A 19667-nucleotide genomic window follows, 5' to 3' on the forward strand; every position below is an offset into this window, starting at 1 on the left:
CGCACGCGTGCCCCGGATGGCCCGCCGGAGTCCGGCAGGCTTGCCACAGCGGGTTCAGCGAAGATCGTTGCGGCTGATCGCGTTGCGGGCCATCGCCTCGTTGGCCAGGCGCACCCGCCGCCGCTCCCCCTCGCCGACGATGCCGAACTTCTCGTACAGGCGCAGCAGGTGCTGCTTGACCGCGGCCTCGGTGACGACGAGCGCGGCGGCGATCTCGCGGCTGGACGCGGGCTCGGTGAACAGCGCGCCGTCCAGCAGCGGCCGGCACAGCTGGACGAGCACGTCGCGTTCGCGGCCGGTGAGGTCCGGCGGGGCGGCGCCCGCCTCGGTGACCTGCCCGGCGGGCACGCGGCCGGACCGTAGCACGAAGCGGGACGCGCCGGCGCGGATCTCGTCGCCGTCGGCGAGCACGTGCTCCTGCCAGATGCGCCGGCCGTTGACGAAGGTCCCGTTGCGGGAGCCGAGGTCGCGTACGCACCAGCCGGCCGGGTAGTGCTCGAAGACGGCGTGCAGCCGCGACAGGATGCGGTCGGCGGGCACGGCGATGTCGTTGGAGTCGGAGCTGCCGAGGGTCACCCGGTCGCCGCCGAGCGGGATCGTCGACACACCCGTCGGTCCCCACATCTCCAGGTGGGCCGTCATGCCGCTCATCGGGCCGCCACCGTCAGGGCGTACTTCCCGCCGACGCCGGCTCCCCCGATGCTCAGGTCGTAGTCCCCCGCGGACAGGGCGTACGGCCCGGCCTGCGCGCAGCCGAGCGTGCCGGACACGACGGCGGCACCACCCGCCGGGGACAGTCGCCACGGCACGGGATCGTTGCACTCGTGGCCGGTCAGGTAGATGCCGCGCGCGGTGGCCAGGTGCAGCCGGTAGCGGGCCACCTTGCCTATGCCGACGGACAGGCTGCCCTGCTCCGGAAGCCGTTTCCCCAGACTGATCACCTGCGGGACCCCCTCGGTCTCCGAACCGGACGACGCCGCAGCATGCGGTCCTGCGGGCGGCGACGCTGCCGGGCCGCCCGGGGAGGACGGCACCCGGCCGGTCGAGGTGGACGTGGTATCGGGGTGGGCACCGTCGAGTCCGGCTGCGAGCGGGCCACGCAGTGCCACTGCGGCGACGACCGCGACGACCATCGCAGCGGTCGCCACCAGCGCCGGTGTGCGCCGAGACCGTCCTGGCGCGGCCCGCTCGACCTGTGGCCGGCCGAGCAGGGGTCCGGCCGGACCGCTGTCGTCGATCCTGGTCGGTGCGGGGTGGGGCAGGGCGGCGACCGCAGGCGGGGGTGTCCACTGCGCCGACAGGATCCGGGTGCCGGCGTCGATCGGGTCGGCGGCGTCGCCGACGAGTGCGAGCAGCAGGTCCCGAGCGGTCGGACGGCGGGCGGGCTCCTTGTCGAGCGCCCGGGTGACGAGTCCGCGCAGCGGCTGCTCAAGCCCGCCGAGGTCCGGGGCGTCGGACAGGATGCGGTGCATCAGCTCGTACGGCGTGCCGGTCCCGAACGGCAGGCGGCCGGTCGCGGCGAACGTGACGACCGCGCCCCAGCTGAAGACGTCGGTGGCGGTGGTCGCCGTGCCGCGGAACTGCTCGGGCGCCATGTAGGCCGGGGTGCCGACGAGGTCACCGGACTCGGTCAGGCTTGTCAGGTCGTCCGGTGCGCGGGCGATGCCGAAGTCGATGACCTTCGGCCCGACCCGGGACAGCAGCACGTTGCCGGGCTTGAGGTCGCGGTGCACCACACCTGCGGCGTGGATACCGTTGAGCGCGGCGGCGATGCCGATCGCCAGGCTGTCCAGGGTGGAGCCGCGCATGGGCCCGTCGGCGTCGATCGCGGCGGTGAGCGTCGGGCCCTCGATGTACTCGGTGACCAGGTAGGCGACGTCGCCGTCGGTGCCGGCGTCGAGGACCTGCGCCGTGCAGAAGCGCGCGACCCGGCGGGCGGCGGCGGCCTCGGCGGCGAACCGGGCTCGGAACCGCCTGTCGCGGGCGTAGTCCGCTCGAATGACCTTGACGGCCACCTGCCGGCCGGTGCTGTCCTGGCCCAGGAACACCACTCCCATGCCGCCCGCGCCGAGCCGCCCGAGCAGCCGCACCCGGCCCACCTGCCGCGGATCGCCAGGATGCAGGACCGGCGCGGGTGCGCCGGTCCTGCGTGTCCCGTCACCGCGGCCGGCGTCCAACGTCATCGCCGGCATTCTACGACCGTCAATTGACCGGCACGCGTAGCGCACCCTTCGCATACCGGTTCCAGGTGAGCAGGTACTCGCCGCTCGCCGGCGAGGGCACCAGGAAGCAGGCGAGCCCACCGGTGGCGGTGGCGTGCGGCGCGGGGTAGATCTGCGCGCGGCTGCAGTTGTCGGCGGTGGCGATCACGGTGCCGTCGGGCAGTCTCAGGTGGAGATCGCGGTCGAAGACCCAGGCGAACCCGGCGGCGGTGTCGTTCGTGGCGGAGAAGGTCAGCCGCAGGAACTCCTGGCCCGTCGGCGCCTGCCCGTGCAGGAGGGGTTCGTCGGCGCGCACCTCGGCGGCGGAGACCGTCAAGTACACGCCACCGGTCTTCTCCCGCAGCACCTTGCCGGTGACCGGCACAGGCCTGGGCTCCAGCGCGACGAGCCCGTCCGGGCCGGTGAAGGGGATCGCCGCCTGGCGGTCGACCGGCTTGCCAACCACGAGCACCGCGTCGGTGAGCACGAAGTGCTCGTCGACGGCGAAGGCGTACGTGCCGGGTTGGCTGCGCTGCGCCGGGACCTCGGGCAGTTGCTCCAGCCCGTTGTCCGGCTCGGCGTAGGTGCGGTCGCCGACGGTCAGCAGGACGTCGGACGTCGGCTCACGCGGGTGCTCGGGGCTCAGGTTCTGGAAGACGCCCTCGATCGTCACCGTCTTCGCGCCGGAGGACGACGTGACGATACGTGCCGTGCCCAGGGTCGTCTTGAACCCGGCATACCAGTAGGACTTGTTGATCTGGATCTCGGTCGGCGCCGCCGCCGCGGGGCTGCCGGAAGCGGCCGGGCGGGACGGGTCCGCCGGCCCGCCGCCGGAACCCGGGACGCAGCCGGCCAGCGCCAGCACGATCGCGGCCGTGACGGCCGGGAGCCGCAGCTTGCTCATCGCGCTCATCGCGTTCTGCCTCAGTCTCTCGTCGAGCCGGGCGGACGCCGGCTGCCGAGGACAAATATGTCGGCTGGTCGATGATCGGCGATATGGCAGCGAGGTGACAATTCCGGGCCGGCGGGACAGGCCGGTCTTACCTTCCGGTAAGGCCGGCGCGGCGGGAGACCGGTCGCGAGGGTTCCGTGGTGGTCGACACGCAGGTCACGGGGCCCCGGTCGGCCTGGTGTCCTGGATCAGCCGCAGTATCCGCACCGGCCCCTGGAAGTCCTGGCCGTTGTGCTGCTCCCGGGCCTGGTACATGGCCGCGTCGGCGCGGGCGATCAGGTCCTCGATGGTGTTCGGGGCGCCCTGGTCGATGAACGTCGCCCCGACCGTGAGCGCGAGCCGGTAGGGCTGGCGGCTCGTCTCGTTGTGCCGGCTGACCCGCTCGCGCAGCCGTCCGGTCCACAGATCGACGTCGGAGATCCGGCCCGCCTCGGTCAGCAGCACGCAGAACTCGTCACCGCCGATACGCCCCAGCACGTCGCGTCGGCGGATGTTGGCCTGCAGCAGCTTGGAGGTGCTTTCCAGGGCGTGGTCGCCGACGCCGTGGCCGTAGGTGTCGTTGATGATCTTGAGTCCGTCGAGATCGACGAACAGCAGCACACCGGGCCGGCGGGCCTGCTCGGCCAGCGCCAGCTCCTGGCGAGCGGCGAGCAGGAAACCCCGGCGGTTGTTGACGCCGGTGAGCTCGTCGATCACCGCGAGCTGGCGCAGCTCTTCGGCCATCCGGCGCTCGGCGGTGATGTCGGCGAACGCCGTCAGCACATAGCTGACCCGCTCGCCGTCCCGGATCGGCGTCGCCACCACCCGCAGCTGCCGGCGCTGGGCGTCCCGTTCGACCTCCATGTCCTCGACGGCGGCGACGTGGCCCTGCCGGGCCTGGGTCACCGGAAGCCGGTCCGGCGGATAGGGCTCGCCGGTGCCCGTGGTGTAGAGGTGGGGCAGCTGCGCCGGGGAGTGGACCCGCCCGGGTTCGTAACCGAGGATTTGGCCGGCCACCTGGTTGGCGTACACGGACCGGCCGGTCCCGGCATCCCGGACATCCACCCCGATGGGTATCGCTTCGAGGAACTGCTGGAGGCGGGCCTGCTCGCGACGGCCCGCGGCGACGATCTTCCTGAGCAGGTCACCCACCCGGAGCATCAGCAGGACGAACATGACCGCCGAGGCGCAGGCGAGCACGATCGGCTCGATCTGCTGCCCCTGCCGGACCGAGTCGACGACCAGCGCCGGCACGGCCAGACCGCACAGAGCGAGCGCGGCCAGCCGGGCGCGGCCGGCGGTGCCCGCCTCCTCCCGGTGCGCGGTGACGTCGCGCATCGCCGGATGCAGGGCGGCCACGCCCACGAAGAGGAACGACACCAGGTAGCCGTAGAACGGCCAGTCGCCGTCGTCGCCGACCCCCCGGACCTGTTCGAGGCCGTACACCAGATCCGCCAGGAGCAGGGCGGCCGCCCAGGCGGCGAGCGGCACGAGCGCACGCCGTGACCTGCCCACGCCGAGGAACAACCGGACCGCCAGCATCAGGAAGATCATGTCCAGGAACGGGTAGAGGCCGGCGAGCAGCTGGCCGTATCGGGACAGCTCCGACGTGGTGAGCAGCGGTGCGACGACGAGCACGAAGTAGGCGCTGGTGAACGCGACGGTGACGATGAGGGCGTCGAGCAGTGCCGACCAGTCCCCGCCGGCCCGCCGGGCACGGATGAGCTGCACCAGCGCCAGCCCGTTGAGCACGTATGAGGCCAGGTAGATCTCCGTCGCGGGCGACGGGAACATGGTCGGCCTGCCCTGCGCCGCTGCCACGACATACCAGCACACGCCGCCGAGCAGGTAGACCGCTTGCCCGGCGGCCAGCAGATACCACGCTCCCGGGCTGGTGGGCCGGTTCAGCCGGATGCCGGCCAGGATCGCCACGACGGCGGCCAGGCTCGAACCGGTGAAGATGACCGCCTGCGTCAGGGCGTGCCCGGCGGCCACCCAGTAGGCCGCCAGCAGCGACAGCGACAGCCACGCATACCCGATCCATACCCGGACTCCGGCGGGCCCGCGCGGCCCGGGACTCTCGCCGGCGGCAGTGCCGGAGCTTGCGTCGGTGGACATTCGGAACCGCCTCCGAACCGCGACCATTGTCCCCAGGATGCCCCAGTCATCGACTCACGACAAATGGGACTATAGGCACGAAAGTAGATGCCATCAGGGTGGTTGACCGCGATCCGCCTCGGCGAGCCAGCGATGCGTCTCCGCTTCCGGCAGGGGCATCGCGAACAGGTAACCCTGGCCGTAGGTGCAGCCGGTGGCGATACAGCCCTGGCGCTGCTGCTCGGTCTCGATGCCCTCCGCCACCACGTCCAGGCTCAACGCCCGGGTCAGCGTGACGATGCCCTCCACCAGGTCCCGCTGCCGCCGGGAGGTGGTGAGTCCGCGGACGAACAGCCGGTCCAGCTTGACGATGTCCAGCGGGATCTGCCGCAGGTAGCCCAGCGCGGAGTAGCCGGTGCCGAAGTCGTCGATGGCGATCCGCACTCCCCTGGCCCGGAGCAGTTCGAGCGCGTGCCACACCTTGTCGTCGTCGCGCAGGAGCAGGCTCTCGGTGATCTCCAGGACGAGCCGGTGCGCGTGCAGCCCGGTCTGCGCGAGCAGGCCCACGACGGTGTCGACGAAGCCGTCCGACCGGAACTGCTGGGCCGAGACGTTGACGCTCACGTACGGAGCGCGTGCCCGCGCCGCGTCGCGCCACCGGCCCGCGGCCCGCATCGCCGCCGCGAGCACCCACTCGCCGATCGGGACGATGAGCCCCGACTCCTCGGCGATCTCGATGAACTCGCCCGGCAGCAGCCGGCCCCAGGTCGGATGCTGCCAGCGCAGCAGCGCTTCGAAGCCCACCGTGCGGCCGGTACGAAGAGCCACGATCGGCTGGTACTCCAGCAGCAACTCCTCGCCGTCGACGGCTGCGCCCAAGGCCGCGCGCAGCTCCGACTGCCGCGCCTGGTCGGTCATCGACGGCTCGTAACTGCGCCACTGCCCCGCGCCGGCGTTCTTGGCGGCGCGCAGTGCCAGATTGGCGTTGCGCAGCAGCTCGTGTGCGCTGCCGCCCGGCGCGCTCGTGGCCGCCCCGATGCTCGCACCGCAGACCACGACCGTTCCGCCGCTGGTCCGCATCGGCTCGGCCAGTGATCGGCAGAGCCGGGCCGCGACGCGCTCGACGTCTGCCGCGGTGTCGGCGTCCTGGATCAGCGCGGCGAATTCGTCGCCGCCGTACCGGGCGGCGACCCCGTGGCCGCCGACGACGTCCCGCAATCGCTCGCTCATCGTGTGGAGGACCTCGTCGCCGACGGCGTGGCCGAAACTGTCGTTGACGGAACTGAAGTCGTCGAGGTCGACGAGCAGCACCGCGATGAGGCCGGCACCGGCGGCGAACGCGTGTTCGGTGCGCTCGGCGAACAGCACCCGGTTGGGCAGGCCGGTCACGGCGTCGTGGAACATGCGGTCCGTCAGGTCGTGTTCGAGCCGCCGCTGCGCGGTCACGTCGTGCAGGGTGAGCGCCAGATCATGGGCCGGACCGGCCGGGCACAGCTCCCGGCAGGCGACCTCGACCATGGGCGTCCTGCCGTCCAGCGCCTGGACGGTCCAGTCGGCGCGGCTCTCCCCCGCACCGGCGCCGCCGGAGCGCACGTGCCGTAGCAGGAACTCGGCCGCCGGTCGCTGCGTGACGTCGATGAAGTCGAGCAGCCTGGCATGGAGCAGCGCAGAGGTGCCGAAAACGTGCCGCGCCGACGGGCTCGCGTACCGGATGCAGCCGTCCTCGTCGATGATCAGCACCACGTCGCGGGTCTGCTCCATCAACGCTTCGATCTCACGGAAACTCCGGTAGCGGCTGACCTCCGCGGCCAGCCGTATCCTCTCCACCGCCAGCGCGGCCTGTGCCGACATGACCTGCAGGGCCGGCCGCAGGTGGGGTGTCGCCGCGGTGGCGCGATCGATCAGCAGGACGCCGACCAACCCCGAACGGGGCGTGTCCACCTCGATCAGGACCAGCCCGGCAACCTCGTCCCGGCCCGGCAGCCGGTCGGCGGACCCGGCAGAGTCCTCCGGCAGCAGGATGCGCAACTCGTGCGGCGAACCGGCCGGGACGAGCCGGGTGACGGCCCGGTCCAGCGCCTCGACCACGTCCTCGGCGCTCGCGGCCACGGCCAGTTCGGCCGCGACGTCGCGCAGCACCCTGTCCGCGTCGGCCCGCTCACGCGGCGGGGAGGACACGTCTGGCTCGTAGGCGGTCATCCACGCCGCCGCGGGGGTCCGGTTCCGGCCTCAGACGGCCAGGGCGCACGTACGACCGGCGGGCGCCGAGAGCCTGGCCAGCGCCCGGCCCGCCGCCTCCGCGAGCCGCTCCAGCACGGCCATCTCGCCGGCGGTCGCCTGGTGTAGATCCGCCCAGTAGGCCCCGATCGCGCCGACCGGCACACCGGCGACCCGGATGGGCACCATGAGCAGGCTGCGGACGAACGTCGGGCGGTAGGCGGCCTGCGGGATGCGGTCGTCGGCGCGGATGTCGGGAATGGCCACGGTCTGGTCGTGCAGCATCGCCCATCCGCTGATGCACGACGTGGCGGGGAAACGCTGGCCCTGCCACAGCGGGCTCATCGCGTCCTCGCACAGGTAATGGCACTGGCCGTCCTCAAGTTGCACGACGGTCACACCCTGAGCCTGCACCGCAGCCCGCCCACTGCATCGCAGGGCGGTCTGGACGTCCTCGACGGTTTTCGCACCATCCATCATGTCGATCGCCCAGTCAATGGGACTGACCGAAATAATCTGCATTATTCGCCCCCTCCCACTCCCGCTTAACATTCAATATTATATCGGCTGAAATCGCCGCGCACGCGGTCCGGTGAAACCGCAGTCTGACCGGTGACAGCGTCAGACCAGGTTGACCATCTTGTACCCGGAGTACCGGCACTTGCGGATGAGGACGAACTCGGCGGAGACGGTCAACTGCTGCATCGCGCCGAACTCGGCGAACGTGGTGAACGACGCCGCCGTCGACGCCGCGTCGGCCAGGTCGTTCAGCGCCAGCTCCACCTCGGCGTCGTCCACCCGGTCCGCCGCCTCGCCGAACTTCGCCGACACGGCGAGGAACATCGGCTCCAGCGCCGCCAGTTCCTTGGCCACCGTCGCCGCGTCGCCGCGCTTCTCCGCCGCGAAGCCGCGCTGGATGTGCGCCTGCGTCTGCTTGTTGAGCGTGGCGTACAGGCCGTCGGCGGCCTCGCAGGCGAACGCGAGGCTCGCGACCGGGTCCGCGGCGGCGCTGCTCGCCGGGGCAGCCGAGGGCACGGCCTGCGGCGCGGCTTCGTCACCGCAGGCTGCCGCGCCCAGCATCGTGAGGGCCAGCAGCACGGAGACGGCGGTACGGCGCATGGGGGAGGCTCCTCGAAGGTTCACGCCGGCACGGCACGGTCCGGACAAAGTGGATGGCACCCGTGGCACCCTAGATGATCGTGACGATCGGCGGCAACGTGATCCACCAGGTCCCGGACTGATCAGCGCGGCCCGCTCCGCCTCCGCGCGGCGCCGCGGTCGCGCGGTCCCGTAGGGTGAGCCGCATGCCTCGAACCAGGTCGGCGTGAAGGTAGCCCTGCTAGGACCGGTGGCCTGGCGTACGCCACCACACCACTACGGGCCGTGGGAGCAGGTCACCAGCCTGCTCGCGGAGGGCCTGACGGCTCGCGGCGTCGACGTCACCCTGTTCGCCACGCTCGACTCGCGCACCGCGGCGACCCTCGACGGCGTGTGCGCCCACGGCTACGCCGAGGATCCGGCGATGGACGGCCGCGTCTGGGAGGCGATGCACGTCGCGCACGCGTTCGGCCGGTCGGCGGAGTTCGACCTGGTGCACAACCACCTGGACTGGCTGCCCCTGGCCTTCTCGCAGCATTGCCGCGCGCCGCTGCTGACCACCGTGCACGGGTTCTCCGGCGCGGCGATCCTGCCCGCATACACGCGCGCCCGGTCGCGGTACGTGTCCATATCCGACTCGGACCGCTCCCCCGACCTCGACTACGCCGCGACGATCCACCACGGCATCGCGTTCGACCAGTTCCCATACCGGTCCGCAGCCGGGCACGGGCTGGTCGTCTTCGGCCGGGTGCATCCCGACAAGGGCACCCGGACCGCGATCGAGATCGCGCGACGGGCCGGGCTGCCGCTGACCATCTGCGGCATCGTCGCCGACCAGCGCTACCACGAGGAGCAGATCCTGCCGCACGTCGACGGCGAGCAGGTCGTCTACCTCGGCTCGGTCGGGCCCGAGCAGCGCGGCGAGATCCTGTCGTCGGCCGCTGCGCTGCTGCATCCGATCGCCTTCGCCGAGCCGTTCGGGCTCGCCGTGGTGGAGTCGATGGCCTGCGGCACACCCGTGGTGGCGTACGCCCGGGGTTCGATGCCCGAAGTCGTCGACGAGGGCGTGACCGGGCGCCTCGTGCACAACGTCAGCCAGGCGGTGGCGGCCGTGTCCCGCATCGGCGACATCGATCGGCAGCGCTGCCGTGACCGGGCCAGGGAGCGGTTCTCCGCCGACCGTATGGTCGACGACTACCTGCGGCTGTATCACACGATCGTCGATTGACCTCTGCTTACTGCTACTGTCGAGATGCTGAGACGCCCGAAAGGGTGCAATGTGGTTCCCGGGCGACGTCCCGGGAGACCCGGACCGCTCGCCGCACACGCAGGCCGAGCGGACGCCTTCACCGCGTGAGGCCGCCTTCCCGTGTGGAAGGACGCCGATGAACCGGAAGGCATCATCAATGCCCACCAGTTATGGCTTTGTCAGCACCCATCCGCCGACCGCGTGCGGGCTCGCCACGTTCAACTCCGCCCTGTCGGCCGCGCTGTGCCCGGACGGGATGCCCGGCGGCATCGTGCGCGTCACCGCCGCCCGGGAACCGGGCGCCGCGGACCCCAAGGTCGTGCACACCTGGTCCAGCGACGACGCCGGCGGCTGGCAGCTCGCCGCGAAGGCCCTCGGCCACTTCGACGTGGCCGTCGTGCAGCACGAGTACGGCATCTACCCCGGTGCGGACGGCCACGACGTGGTGCCGATGCTGAACCAGCTCACCGTGCCGAGCATCGTGGTGCTGCACACGGTCCTGGCGGCCCCCACCGCCCGGCAGAAGTCGGTGCTCGAACAGGTCGCGCAGGCGGCGAACGCCGTGGTCGTCATGACCGCGACCGCCCGGGACCGGCTGGCGGCCGGCTACGACGTCGATCCCGCCAAGGTCACCGTCATCCCGCACGGAGCCCACGACCATGCCGCCGCCCCCGCCGTCAAAGGCTCGCGCCCGCACCTGCTCACCTGGGGACTGCTCGGGCCCGGCAAGGGCATCGAATGGGCCGTGCGGGCAATGGGCCGGCTCCGGAACCTGCCGCAGCGGCCGGTGTACACCATCGCGGGCAAGACCCATCCGCGCGTGCTCGAACAGCACGGCGAGCAGTACCGCGACGGCCTGGTCGAGCTGACCCGGGTGCTCGGCATCGCGGACTCGGTCCGCTTCGACCCCGTGTACCGTGACGACGCGTCGCTGGGCCGCCTGATCCGCTCCGCGGACGTGGTGCTGCTGCCCTACGACTCGCGGGAACAGGTCACCTCGGGTGTGCTCATCGAGGCGGTCGCCGCGGGAGTCCCCGTCGTGGCGACCCGCTTCCCGCACGCCGTCGAGCTGCTGACCGGCGGTCCCGGCGTCCTGGTGCCGCACGGCGACGCCGCGGCCATGGCCGATGCCGTCCGCGCGATCCTCACCAGTCCCGACGCCGCGGGCCTGGGCGGCGTGCCCGGCCCTGCCATGCTGTGGCCCGCCGTCGCGGACCGGTATGCCACGCTCGCGCAGCGGCTGCTGGCAGCCGACCGGGCACTGACCGCGGCCGCCGTGTGAAGGTCCCCGAACCGAACTTCGCCCATCTCGTCCGGCTGACCGACGACACCGGCCTGTTCGAGCACGCCAGACTCGCCGTCGCCCGCCGTGAGCACGGCTACTGCACCGACGACGTCGCCCGCGGGCTCGTCGTCACCAGCCGCGAGGCCGATCCCTCGGCGGAGCTGGTCCGGCTGGCTGAGTGCTACCTGACCTTCCTCAACCACGCGCAGGCCAAGACCGGGGCGTTCCACAACCGGCTCGGCCATGACCGGCGCTGGGCCGACCCGGCCGGGCTCGGCGACTGGTGGGGACGGGCGCTGTGGGGCCTGGGCACGGCGGCGGCCCGCCACCCGGTGCCCTGGATACGCGACTCCGCCCTGACCGCTTTCAGGCTCGGCACGTCGCAGCGGTCCGCCTACCCGCATGCCATGGCGTTCGCCGGGCTGGGCGCGGCGGAGGTGCTGCGCGCGGACCCGGGCGACGTCGACGCGGCCGCGCTGCTGTCCGACGCCGCCACGGCGGTCGGCCCACCGGGCGCGGATCCGGACTGGCCGTGGCCGCTGCCCCGGCTGACGTACGCCAACGCGGCGCTCGCGGAGCTCGTCATCGCCGACGCGGCCGCGCGCGGGGACGACACCGCACTCGGCACGGGCCTTCACCTGCTGGCCTGGATACGCGATGTGCAGTCGGGCCCGCGGGGCTTGCGCGTCGTCCCGGCCGGTGGCTGGGCGCGCGGTGAGGAGCGCGCCGGCCGGGATCAGCAGCCGATCGAGGTCGCCGCGCTGGCCGACGCCTTCGCCACCGCCGCGGCGGTGACCGGGGACCGGGCCTGGGAGGTCGATCTGGATCGGACCGTCGCCTGGTTCCTGGGCGTCAACGACGCCGGTGCGGTGATGTGGGACGAGCACACCGGCGGCGGCTACGACGGGCTGACAGCGTACGGCCCCAATCTCAACCAGGGCGCGGAGTCGACGCTGGCACTGCTGTCCACGCTGCAGCACGCGCGGGCGAAGGTGCCGGCATGACGCCCGCCGAGCTCGCCGTCAGGCACGACGTCACGCTTTCCCCCGACCCGCGGCGCGTGATCGTGAAACTGTTCGTGCCCGGCGAGGACGCCGCGCTCGCGCGGACCCGCGCCTCCGGTCTGGTCGAGCGGATCACCGCCCTCGACGACCGGTCCGCCGCGCAGCTGCTGGACGAGGTAATGGACGGCTACGGCAGCCGTCATCACGAGCTGGCGGCCACCTTCCGGCACCACTTCGACCTGGTCAGGCACCGGGTGAGTCCGGACCGTGAACTACCCGACACGATGCGCACGCTCATCGGCGCGTTCTTCAGCCACGAGTACGCCGTCGAGGGCGCGGCCCTGTGCAACCCGTCGATGGTGCCGCATCCCGACCAGTCCGGCCTGGCCGACGGGCAGCTGCGGGTCGCGGTCAGCCTGCGGCAGATCGGCGAGGGCCACTTGTCCTCCATCGGGTTCGCGACCGCGGTGCTCGGACCGGGCCGGGACCTCGCCCTGGCTCCGCGACCCGGCCCGCTGGCCGTCGGGGCGCGCGTCGGTGTGCTGCACCGGCGCGACCTGCTCGCCGCCGGGCTGGACGAGGGCGCCTACGACGACGAGGTCTGCGCCACCGTGCTGGGGCTGCTGCCGGAACGCTTCGACGACCAGCAGTTCGAGCGGACGCTGGCGTCGATCCCGCCCGACCTGCTGCATCGGGCCACCGCGCAGCGCACGATGGAGCAGCTGCGCCGTACCGTCGCCGACGGCTACTCGGTGGTCTTCCCGGAGCAGGTGCCGCTCAGCGGGCGGGTGCTGTGGCCGAACAACCCGTCGGAGAGCAACGGCATGGAAGACGCCCGCTTCGTCAGGGTCACCGGTGCGGACGGCGAGGCGGCCTACCGGGCGACCTACACGGCGTACGACGGGCGGCAGATCGCGTCGCGAATGCTCGACAGCGCCGACCTCACCCGGTTCGAGGTGACCCCGATGCGCGGGCCGGGCGCCCGCAACAAAGGCGTGGCGCTGTTCCCCCGGACCATCGACGGCCGTCACCTGGCCCTCTGCCGGGCCGACGGCGAGACCCTCGGACTGACCGCGCTCGACGGCGACAACCGCTGGGCCGAACCCGTCCCCCTGCTGCGGCCCGGACGCAGCTGGAGCCTGATCCAGGTCGGCAACTGCGGCTCGCCGCTGGAGACCGACGCGGGATGGCTGGTGCTCACGCACGGCGTGGGACCGATGCGGCAGTACGCCATCGGGGCGATCCTGCTGGACCTGCACCGGCCGGAGCGGGTCGTCGCCGAGCTGCCCGGCGTGCTGCTGGCTCCGGCGGAGGCCGACCGCGACGGGTACGTCCCCAACGTCGTCTACTCCTGCGGCGGGCTGCTGCACAGGGGCGAGCTGTGGATGCCCTACGGCGCGAGCGACGCCCGGGTGGGTTTCGCCACCGTCGGCGTCGCCGGGCTGCTCGACGCCATGCGAGCGGCCTGACAGCACGCATCAACGACGGCATATCGAGGGTGTTGACGGTCTGGCGGATCAACTACTGGCAGGGGCAGAGCACCTTCGTCGACGGCCTCTCGCAGGAGACCTGCCGCGACTTCACGCACACCGGATACGGCATCTCCTCGGCCACCCACATCGCCGAGACCAGCCGCATCCAGGGCCAGGACCTCTACCCGGAGTTCACCGACCGGCTGCGCCACGCCCTGGGCCTGCACAGCAAGTACCAGCTCGGCACCGCCGCGCCGTCGTGGCTGTGCGGCGGCAGCCTGCACCTCGGTCTGGGCCCGGTCACCGAGGTCGGCTTCAACGCGCTGAACTTCCGGCTCGGCATCGGCATGACCAACACCCAGACGCTGACCCTCAACCAGCGTCCGGCCGGCACCAACAACCTGTTCGTGGCCTGGGAGACCCTCACCCACGCCGCCAACCCCAACTAAGACCGGTGGGCGGTGCCCAGGTGGGACCGGCCTCACCTGGGCACCGCTCGCGCGGCATCGCTCAGTACGCCGACGCGGCGACGCTCCACACCCCCAGCCGGTCGCCGTCGTGGACGCAGGCGATCCGTTGCCGGGTGTGGAAGCAGCGATTCAGTCGGGGCGGCAGCGTACCCAGCAGCCGGACCTGCCCGTCCTCGATCCGCGCGACCTGGTAGCGGCCGAGTTCGGGCCGCGTGTCCTGGCGGCGCACCGTGCCGTCGTCGGACGCGGAGAGCTGGATCCCGCTCGCGGTCGACCGCAGCAGCAGCGCGTCCCGGCTCCCGTCGGACGAGAGCTGGACGCGCCAGCCTGCCAGGTCGAGCAGCGTCGCACCGTCGGCCAGGTCGATCAGCCGGTCGGCGGTCGCGCCCAGCGCAAGCGCCCCGTCCGTCCGGACCGTGATCGCGCCCTGCCCGGTCGGCAGCAGATGCAGGTTGGGTGCCAGCCGGTAACGCACGGCCAGGGTGTCGCGGTCCAGCACGGCCAGCGGGGAGGTCGTGCCGCCGTCGTCGGCCACCTCGCACAGGTAGTCGCCGCACGCGAAACGCGTCAGCGACGCGCTCACGTCGATCTTGCGCAGCGTCAGGGTGTCGTAGCGGGTCTCCATGTACTGGCTGTCCGGCAGGGTGGCCGACAGCACGAGCATCCCGCCGTAAACCGTGGCGAGCAGCGGTCTGCCGGGCGGGAACGTGGCCTTGCCGGTGCGCAGCACCCGCCCGTCGCGCAGATCGCGCACCGTGAACTCGCCCCGTTCGGAGACCGACCACGCCTCCAGCGCCTGCTCGTCGACCGCGGCGTACGGCTCGCCTCGAAGCACCCACCGCACCCGGCCCGTGCCCAGGTCGCGCACGATCATCTCCGTCGGCGCGGACGCGGACAGCTCGCCCCCCGGCTCCGCCGACATCATGACGGGCGGGCTGTCCAGGGCGTACTCGCCGATCACCCAGACGTACTGCCGCGTGCTCCAACGCACGGCTCCGGTGCGCGCGTCCACAGCGGACGAGGAGGTGCTGCCGTCCGCGAAGTCCTCGTTGATCACCAGCACGTCGGGGACCTGCGCCGCGACCTGAATGTCGCGCCCCCGGCCGGCCGAGGCCGGCAGCCGCCAGCGCAGCGCGCCGCTGTTCATGTCGTACGCGGACACCGCCTGGCTGGTGCGGACCAGCAGCAGGTCGCCCGCCGCATCGACGCCGCCGGTGACCGGCCCGTCGACGTCGCCCAGGGCCACGTCGGCGAGCTGCGTGAACATCGGCGTCATCGGCGCCGCGGCCCCCAGAGCGCCCGTGAGCAGCAACGCGATCACCGCAGCCAGCGACCTGAGGCCTCGGACCGGCCGGCTCCGGCCAGGCGATGACTCCACTCCGGCCCGGACCTCGCCCAGCTCGATGATCTCCGTATCCACCCAGTGCCTCCCCCGCCGAGATGCGAACGATCACCGCACCATGAGTCAGCGCAGACTAATGCAGGGGCTTGCCTGGTGGGAGGCGAGGCGGCCGGCCCTCTTGCCCCGATCGCCCCCCTTCGATACCGTCCGGTGAGGTGCGGCGACCGTCCCACTCATTACACGCCGCCGAGTTGAGCCCCCTCCACAAGAGAGGCGCGATACATGCCGACCACTCCACGACGCACCATCCACCGCGTGCTGGCCGCAGGCGCGGCCACCCTACTCATCGCCGCACTCACTCCGGGCGCGGCTCACGCCGACGAACCGGATCCCCGCATCGGACTCGGTGCGGGCTGGCTCGACGCGCAGTCGGCGATCGGCAATCTCGAACACCTCGCCCATCTCGACAAGCCACCGGGCTTCGTCAATCCGGCCAACCCCGGCGACTTCGGCTTCGTCACCTCGGACCTCGCCTTCACCGGCCACTACGCGATCATGGGCAACTTCAACGGGTTCAACGTCGTCGACATCGCGAACCCGGCCGCCCCGTCGGTCGTGACCAGCGTCGTCTGCCCGGGCGGGCAGGGTGACGTGTCGGTCTACGGCGACCTGCTGTTCATGTCGGTCGAGGAGAGCCGCGCCCGCGTCGACTGCGGCACCAACCCGACCGTCGGCGAGCGCTTCCAGGGCGTGCGCGTCTTCGACATCAGCGACATCACCACGCCGACCCAGGTCGCGGCTGTCCAGCTGTGCCGCGGTTCGCACACGCACTCGGTGGTGTCCGACCCCGACGACCCGGCCAACGTGTACGTGTACGTCTCCGGCACCGCCGGGGTGCGACCGGTGGCCACGATGGCGGGCTGCAACAACAACCCGGCCAACGGCGAGGACCCGTCCCGCTGGCGCATCGACGTCATCAGGGTCCCGGTCGCCGACCCGGCCGCCGCCGCGGTGGTCAGCGGTCCGCGGCTGTTCGCCGACCCGGACACCGGCGCGGTCGACGGGCTGCAGAACACGCCGCCCGCCCCGACGCACCCGTCCGGTGCGAACTGGGGTCCCACCCCCATCACGGACGCCTGCCACGACATCACCGCCTACCCGGCCCTCGGGCTGGCGGCCGGCGCATGCGAGGGCAACGGCATCCTGATCGACATCTCCGACCCCGCCAACCCCGTGCGCCTGGACGAGGTGGCCGACCCCAACTTCGCGTACTGGCACTCGGCGACGCTGACCAACGACGGCAAGAAGGTCATCTTCACCGACGAGTGGGGCGGCGGCACGGGGGCCCGGTGCCGCCCGACCGACCAGGCCAGCTGGGGCGCGAACGCGGTCTTCGACATCGTCGACGGCAAGATGGAGTTCCGCAGCTACTACAAGCTGCCGGTGCCCCAGACGCTGACCGAGAACTGCGTCGCGCACAACGGCTCGCTGATCCCGGTGCCCGGCCGCGACATCATGGCCCAGGCCTGGTACCAGGGCGGCATCTCGCTGGTCGACTACACCGACTCGGCACACCCGAAGGAGATCGCGTTCTTCGACCGCGGCCCGATCTCGGCCACCGCGCTCGTGCTGGGCGGCATGTGGTCGGCGTACTGGTACAACGGCGCGGTCTACGGCAGTGAGATCGCCCGCGGCCTCGACGTGTTCGGCCTCAAGCCGAGCGTCCACCTGACCGAGGCGGAGATCGCCGCGGCCCGGCAGATCCAGCTGCCCGAGTTCAACGCCCAGCACCAGACGAGGTTCACCTGGGCGCCGAGCTTCGCGGTGGCGCGGGCGCGCTTCGACCAACTGGCCCGCACCTGCACCACGACCATCGACGGCCGCCACAACGGCCCGCTGACGGTCTCGGGTGTGACCTGCCTGGACGGCGCGACCGTCAACGGCCCGGTCGCGGTCCGCAGGGGCGCGACGCTGCTCGCGATCGACTCGACGATCTCCGGCCCGGTGTCGGCGTCGTCGGCGGCCGCGGTGCACCTCTACCACAGCACCGTCCGCGGCCCGGTGGCCGTCTCCGGTGCGACGGGCAGCGTGGCGGTCGTCGACACGACCGTGCACGGTCCGGTCTCGCTGTCGGGCGGCAGGACGACCGGCGTCGAGCCGATCATCGCCGACAGCACGATCAACGGCCCGCTCGCCTGCTCCGGAAACACCCCCGCGCCGATCAACCTCGGCGCGGCGAACACGGTCAACGGCCCCGCCGGCGGCCAGTGCGCCACGCTCGACTGAGCACGGCACGAAAAGCGCAGGGGGCGGTCCACCGGCTTCGGTGGGCCGCCCCCTCGACGTTTCGGGCAAGATGGACGTCATGCCCGTACAGCTCAATCACACCATCGTCATGGCCGCCGACCGCGACCGGAGCGCGGACTTCCTCACCGACCTGCTCGGCCTCGCGCCCGCCGCGACCTACGGCCCGTTCCGGGTGGTCGCCCTGGCCAACGGCGTATCCCTCGACGTCGTGCACGCCGACGGACCGATCCGCACGCAGCACTACGCGTTCCTGGTGACCGAGGACGAGTTCGACCAGATCTGGACCCGCATCCGCGACCGCGGCCTGACGTTCTGGGCCGACCCGTTCCACAGCAGGCCGAACGAGATCAACCACAACGACGGCGGCCGCGGCCTCTACTGGGAAGACCTCGACGGGCACAACCTCGAAATCATCACCCGCCCGTACGGCGGCTGACCCGGCCCACTGCGGACGGTCGCCGCGCGGCCGCACATCGGCTACCGTCTTGACCATGCTCGGCTCCCGCCGCCTCGCCATCGCCGCCGTGGCCGCCGCCGTCGCGACCGGTGTCGCGGCGGCCCTGATCGTCATGCTGCCGGGCGACGACGCCGCCCCGGGCACAGCCGCGCCGACCCTCCGCGTGGTCCAGCCGGGCGCGCCCGGCCAGTCCGCGCGCACGCTCTCCCCCGCGGACGTCGCCGGGCTGTCAGCGCCGCCGCACAACGCGGCGGACACCGCCTTCATGGCAAAGATGATCCCGCACCACCGGCAGGCGCTGGAGATGACGGCGCTGGTCGCCGCCCGCAGCCGGAGCACCGAGATCGCCCAGCTCGCCGAGCGGATCACGATCTCGCAGCAGGATGAGATCGCGCTGATGGAGCGGTGGCTGACGGACCGCCGCGAAGCGCTGCCGTCGCCGCACGCGAATCACGTCGGGCACGGCGAGCTGATGCCCGGCATGCTCGACCAGAGCGACCTGACGCGGCTGGCCGCCGCCGACGGCCCGGCCTTCGACCGGCTCTTCCTCGACTACATGATCCGGCACCACCAGGGCGCGGTGACCATGGTCGACCAGCTCTACCAGGCCGGTGGGGGCATCGAACCGGCCAGCGACCGGCTCGCCCGCGAGGTCAACGCCGACCAGCAGATCGAGATCCGCCGTATGAAGGACCTGCTCGCCAAGCTCGCCGCCTGACGGCTCCGCCCGGCGGTCAGCTGGGCAGCGCCTCGATCTCCAGCTCGAAGTCGACGCCGCGCTCCTTGAACCACGACAGCGGGTCCTGCAGCACGCCGTCGACGTAAAGCTCCAGGTGCAGGTGCACGCTGCGGGACAGGCCGGTGTTGCCGAGCAGCGCGATCGCCTCGCCGGCCTCGACCTGCTGGCCCCGCTTGACGAGGACGTGGCTGGCGTGGGCGTACACGGTCTGCACGCCGTCGCCGTGGTCGATGATGACCGAGTTGCCGAACGCGCCGTTCCAGCCCGCCTGCACCACGGTGCCGGCCCGCATCGCCGCGAACGGCGTGCCCTCGGGCAGCCCGGTGAGGTCCAGCCCGTGGCGCGAGTGGCCCGCCCCGGTGCTGAACCCGGCGGCCAGGTCGTAGTCGTGCAGCGGCAGCTTCCAGGTGTCGGTGCTCTCGGCCGTGGTCTCGGTGGTCCGCTCGGCACGGTTGGCACGGTCCGCGGCCTGCGCGCGGTCGCTGGTGGCACCGCCGGTCTGGACGTAGGCGGCCACCGCGCTGTCGGTCGCGTCGCCCTTCGCGTCGTCGACCGCGGCGCCCGTGGCGAACGCGACGACTCCCGCACCTGCCGCCGCCGTCGCCAGCACTGCGGTGTACCTGCGCCGGGACGGGACGTCTGCCCGTCGTCGACCCCGGTAACGGTCGCCTTCGCGGACAACTTCCGGCCGATACTGCACGTGTGCTCCCCGTCATCTCCACCACCGGACGGCGAGGTCCGCCGGGCGTAGGTGTCCGAACGTCAAGTGAGACTTGAACAAACTAGCCACCACGCACC

17 protein-coding genes are annotated in these 19667 nt (G+C 72.1%); 8 read left to right on the top strand and 9 right to left on the bottom strand.

Translation table 11 applies throughout. The annotated features are described in order from the left end of the window. Window positions 1-54 precede the first annotated feature (54 nt). From AB0B66_RS11165 to AB0B66_RS11195, 7 genes are all read right to left on the bottom strand, one after another. A complete protein-coding gene (locus tag AB0B66_RS11165; RefSeq protein WP_360526542.1) occupies window positions 55-651 on the bottom strand; it encodes an FHA domain-containing protein in 597 nt (198 codons plus the stop codon). After that, window positions 648-2183, bottom strand: coding sequence for a serine/threonine-protein kinase (locus AB0B66_RS11170; protein WP_360526545.1), 1536 nt, complete (start codon window positions 2181-2183; stop codon window positions 648-650). Before AB0B66_RS11170 ends, AB0B66_RS11165 begins: the two co-directional genes overlap by 4 nt. A gap of 19 nt (window positions 2184-2202) precedes the next feature. Then, entirely contained in the window at window positions 2203-3114 is a 912-nt protein-coding gene (locus AB0B66_RS11175) for a hypothetical protein (RefSeq protein ID WP_360526548.1), read from the bottom strand. A 195-nt stretch (window positions 3115-3309) separates the two neighbouring features. Continuing rightward, window positions 3310-5250 carry a sensor domain-containing diguanylate cyclase gene (locus AB0B66_RS11180; protein ID WP_360526551.1) on the bottom strand — a complete coding sequence of 647 codons (1941 nt, stop codon included), beginning with the start codon at window positions 5248-5250 and terminating at the stop codon, window positions 3310-3312. 93 nt (window positions 5251-5343) lie between these two features. Further along, on the bottom strand, window positions 5344-7428 hold the full coding sequence (locus tag AB0B66_RS11185; RefSeq protein WP_360526554.1) for an EAL domain-containing protein: 2085 nt from the start codon (window positions 7426-7428) through the stop codon (window positions 5344-5346). Window positions 7429-7458: 30 nt separating this feature from the next. Continuing rightward, window positions 7459-7998 carry a GAF domain-containing protein gene (locus AB0B66_RS11190; protein ID WP_360526557.1) on the bottom strand — a complete coding sequence of 180 codons (540 nt, stop codon included), beginning with the start codon at window positions 7996-7998 and terminating at the stop codon, window positions 7459-7461. Window positions 7999-8067: 69 nt separating this feature from the next. Next, complete coding sequence (locus AB0B66_RS11195; RefSeq protein WP_360526560.1) at window positions 8068-8565, bottom strand: hypothetical protein; 498 nt, start codon at window positions 8563-8565, stop codon at window positions 8068-8070. 205 nt (window positions 8566-8770) lie between these two features. On the opposite strand from AB0B66_RS11195, the gene AB0B66_RS11200 reads away from it, so the two are divergent. The 5 genes from AB0B66_RS11200 (at window position 8771) to AB0B66_RS11220 (ending at window position 14003) form a co-directional block, all read left to right on the top strand. Continuing rightward, window positions 8771-9772 carry a glycosyltransferase family 4 protein gene (locus AB0B66_RS11200; RefSeq protein WP_360526563.1) on the top strand — a complete coding sequence of 334 codons (1002 nt, stop codon included), beginning with the start codon at window positions 8771-8773 and terminating at the stop codon, window positions 9770-9772. Window positions 9773-9950: 178 nt separating this feature from the next. Next, window positions 9951-11075 (top strand): glycosyltransferase, encoded by a 1125-nt coding sequence (locus tag AB0B66_RS11205; RefSeq protein ID WP_360526566.1) that lies wholly within the window; start codon window positions 9951-9953, stop codon window positions 11073-11075. Next, a complete protein-coding gene (locus AB0B66_RS11210; protein ID WP_360526569.1) occupies window positions 11072-12082 on the top strand; it encodes a glycosyltransferase in 1011 nt (336 codons plus the stop codon). The genes AB0B66_RS11205 and AB0B66_RS11210 overlap by 4 nt, the downstream gene beginning before the upstream one ends. Beyond that, window positions 12079-13551 (top strand): glycoside hydrolase family 130 protein, encoded by a 1473-nt coding sequence (locus AB0B66_RS11215; RefSeq protein WP_360526572.1) that lies wholly within the window; start codon window positions 12079-12081, stop codon window positions 13549-13551. The genes AB0B66_RS11210 and AB0B66_RS11215 overlap by 4 nt, the downstream gene beginning before the upstream one ends. A 29-nt stretch (window positions 13552-13580) precedes the next feature. Continuing rightward, the gene (locus tag AB0B66_RS11220; protein WP_360526575.1) at window positions 13581-14003 is read left to right on the top strand and encodes a hypothetical protein; all 423 of its coding nucleotides are present in this window, start codon (window positions 13581-13583) and stop codon (window positions 14001-14003) included. 61 nt (window positions 14004-14064) lie between these two features. Here the strand turns inward: AB0B66_RS11220 and AB0B66_RS11225 are convergent, their stop codons facing one another. Continuing rightward, window positions 14065-15444, bottom strand: coding sequence for a PQQ-binding-like beta-propeller repeat protein (locus tag AB0B66_RS11225; RefSeq protein WP_360526578.1), 1380 nt, complete (start codon window positions 15442-15444; stop codon window positions 14065-14067). A 204-nt stretch (window positions 15445-15648) separates the two neighbouring features. On the opposite strand from AB0B66_RS11225, the gene AB0B66_RS11230 reads away from it, so the two are divergent. From AB0B66_RS11230 to AB0B66_RS11240, 3 genes are all read left to right on the top strand, one after another. Next, window positions 15649-17652 carry a hypothetical protein gene (locus tag AB0B66_RS11230; protein WP_360526581.1) on the top strand — a complete coding sequence of 668 codons (2004 nt, stop codon included), beginning with the start codon at window positions 15649-15651 and terminating at the stop codon, window positions 17650-17652. Window positions 17653-17731: 79 nt separating this feature from the next. After that, window positions 17732-18109, top strand: a complete 378-nt coding sequence (locus AB0B66_RS11235) for a VOC family protein (RefSeq protein WP_360526584.1) — start codon at window positions 17732-17734, stop codon at window positions 18107-18109. Window positions 18110-18164: 55 nt separating this feature from the next. Further along, entirely contained in the window at window positions 18165-18848 is a 684-nt protein-coding gene (locus tag AB0B66_RS11240; RefSeq protein WP_360526587.1) for a DUF305 domain-containing protein, read from the top strand. 16 nt (window positions 18849-18864) lie between these two features. On the opposite strand, the gene AB0B66_RS11245 is transcribed toward AB0B66_RS11240, so the two are convergent. Beyond that, window positions 18865-19479: a M23 family metallopeptidase gene (locus tag AB0B66_RS11245; protein WP_360526590.1), complete on the bottom strand. Its 615-nt coding sequence runs from the start codon at window positions 19477-19479 to the stop codon at window positions 18865-18867. Between the last annotated feature and the right edge of the window lie 188 nt (window positions 19480-19667).

Source organism: Catellatospora sp. NPDC049111, assembly GCF_040648615.1.
GTDB lineage: Bacteria > Actinomycetota > Actinomycetes > Mycobacteriales > Micromonosporaceae > Catellatospora > Catellatospora aurea.

Excerpts from the sequence above, each read along its gene's own strand:
- AB0B66_RS11195 (WP_360526560.1), bottom strand. The coding sequence starts at position 8,565 with ATGCGCCGTACCGCCGTCTCCGTGCTGCTGGCCCTCACGATGCTGGGC.
- AB0B66_RS11235 (WP_360526584.1), top strand. The coding sequence starts at position 17,732 with ATGCCCGTACAGCTCAATCACACCATCGTCATGGCCGCCGACCGCGAC.
- AB0B66_RS11215 (WP_360526572.1), top strand. The coding sequence starts at position 12,079 with ATGACGCCCGCCGAGCTCGCCGTCAGGCACGACGTCACGCTTTCCCCC.
- AB0B66_RS11205 (WP_360526566.1), top strand. The coding sequence starts at position 9,951 with ATGCCCACCAGTTATGGCTTTGTCAGCACCCATCCGCCGACCGCGTGC.
- AB0B66_RS11165 (WP_360526542.1), bottom strand. The coding sequence starts at position 651 with ATGAGCGGCATGACGGCCCACCTGGAGATGTGGGGACCGACGGGTGTG.
- AB0B66_RS11230 (WP_360526581.1), top strand. The coding sequence starts at position 15,649 with ATGCCGACCACTCCACGACGCACCATCCACCGCGTGCTGGCCGCAGGC.
- AB0B66_RS11185 (WP_360526554.1), bottom strand. The coding sequence starts at position 7,428 with ATGACCGCCTACGAGCCAGACGTGTCCTCCCCGCCGCGTGAGCGGGCC.
- AB0B66_RS11240 (WP_360526587.1), top strand. The coding sequence starts at position 18,165 with ATGCTCGGCTCCCGCCGCCTCGCCATCGCCGCCGTGGCCGCCGCCGTC.
- AB0B66_RS11170 (WP_360526545.1), bottom strand. The coding sequence starts at position 2,183 with ATGACGTTGGACGCCGGCCGCGGTGACGGGACACGCAGGACCGGCGCA.
- AB0B66_RS11175 (WP_360526548.1), bottom strand. The coding sequence starts at position 3,114 with ATGAGCGCGATGAGCAAGCTGCGGCTCCCGGCCGTCACGGCCGCGATC.
- AB0B66_RS11190 (WP_360526557.1), bottom strand. The coding sequence starts at position 7,998 with ATGTTAAGCGGGAGTGGGAGGGGGCGAATAATGCAGATTATTTCGGTC.
- AB0B66_RS11180 (WP_360526551.1), bottom strand. The coding sequence starts at position 5,250 with ATGTCCACCGACGCAAGCTCCGGCACTGCCGCCGGCGAGAGTCCCGGG.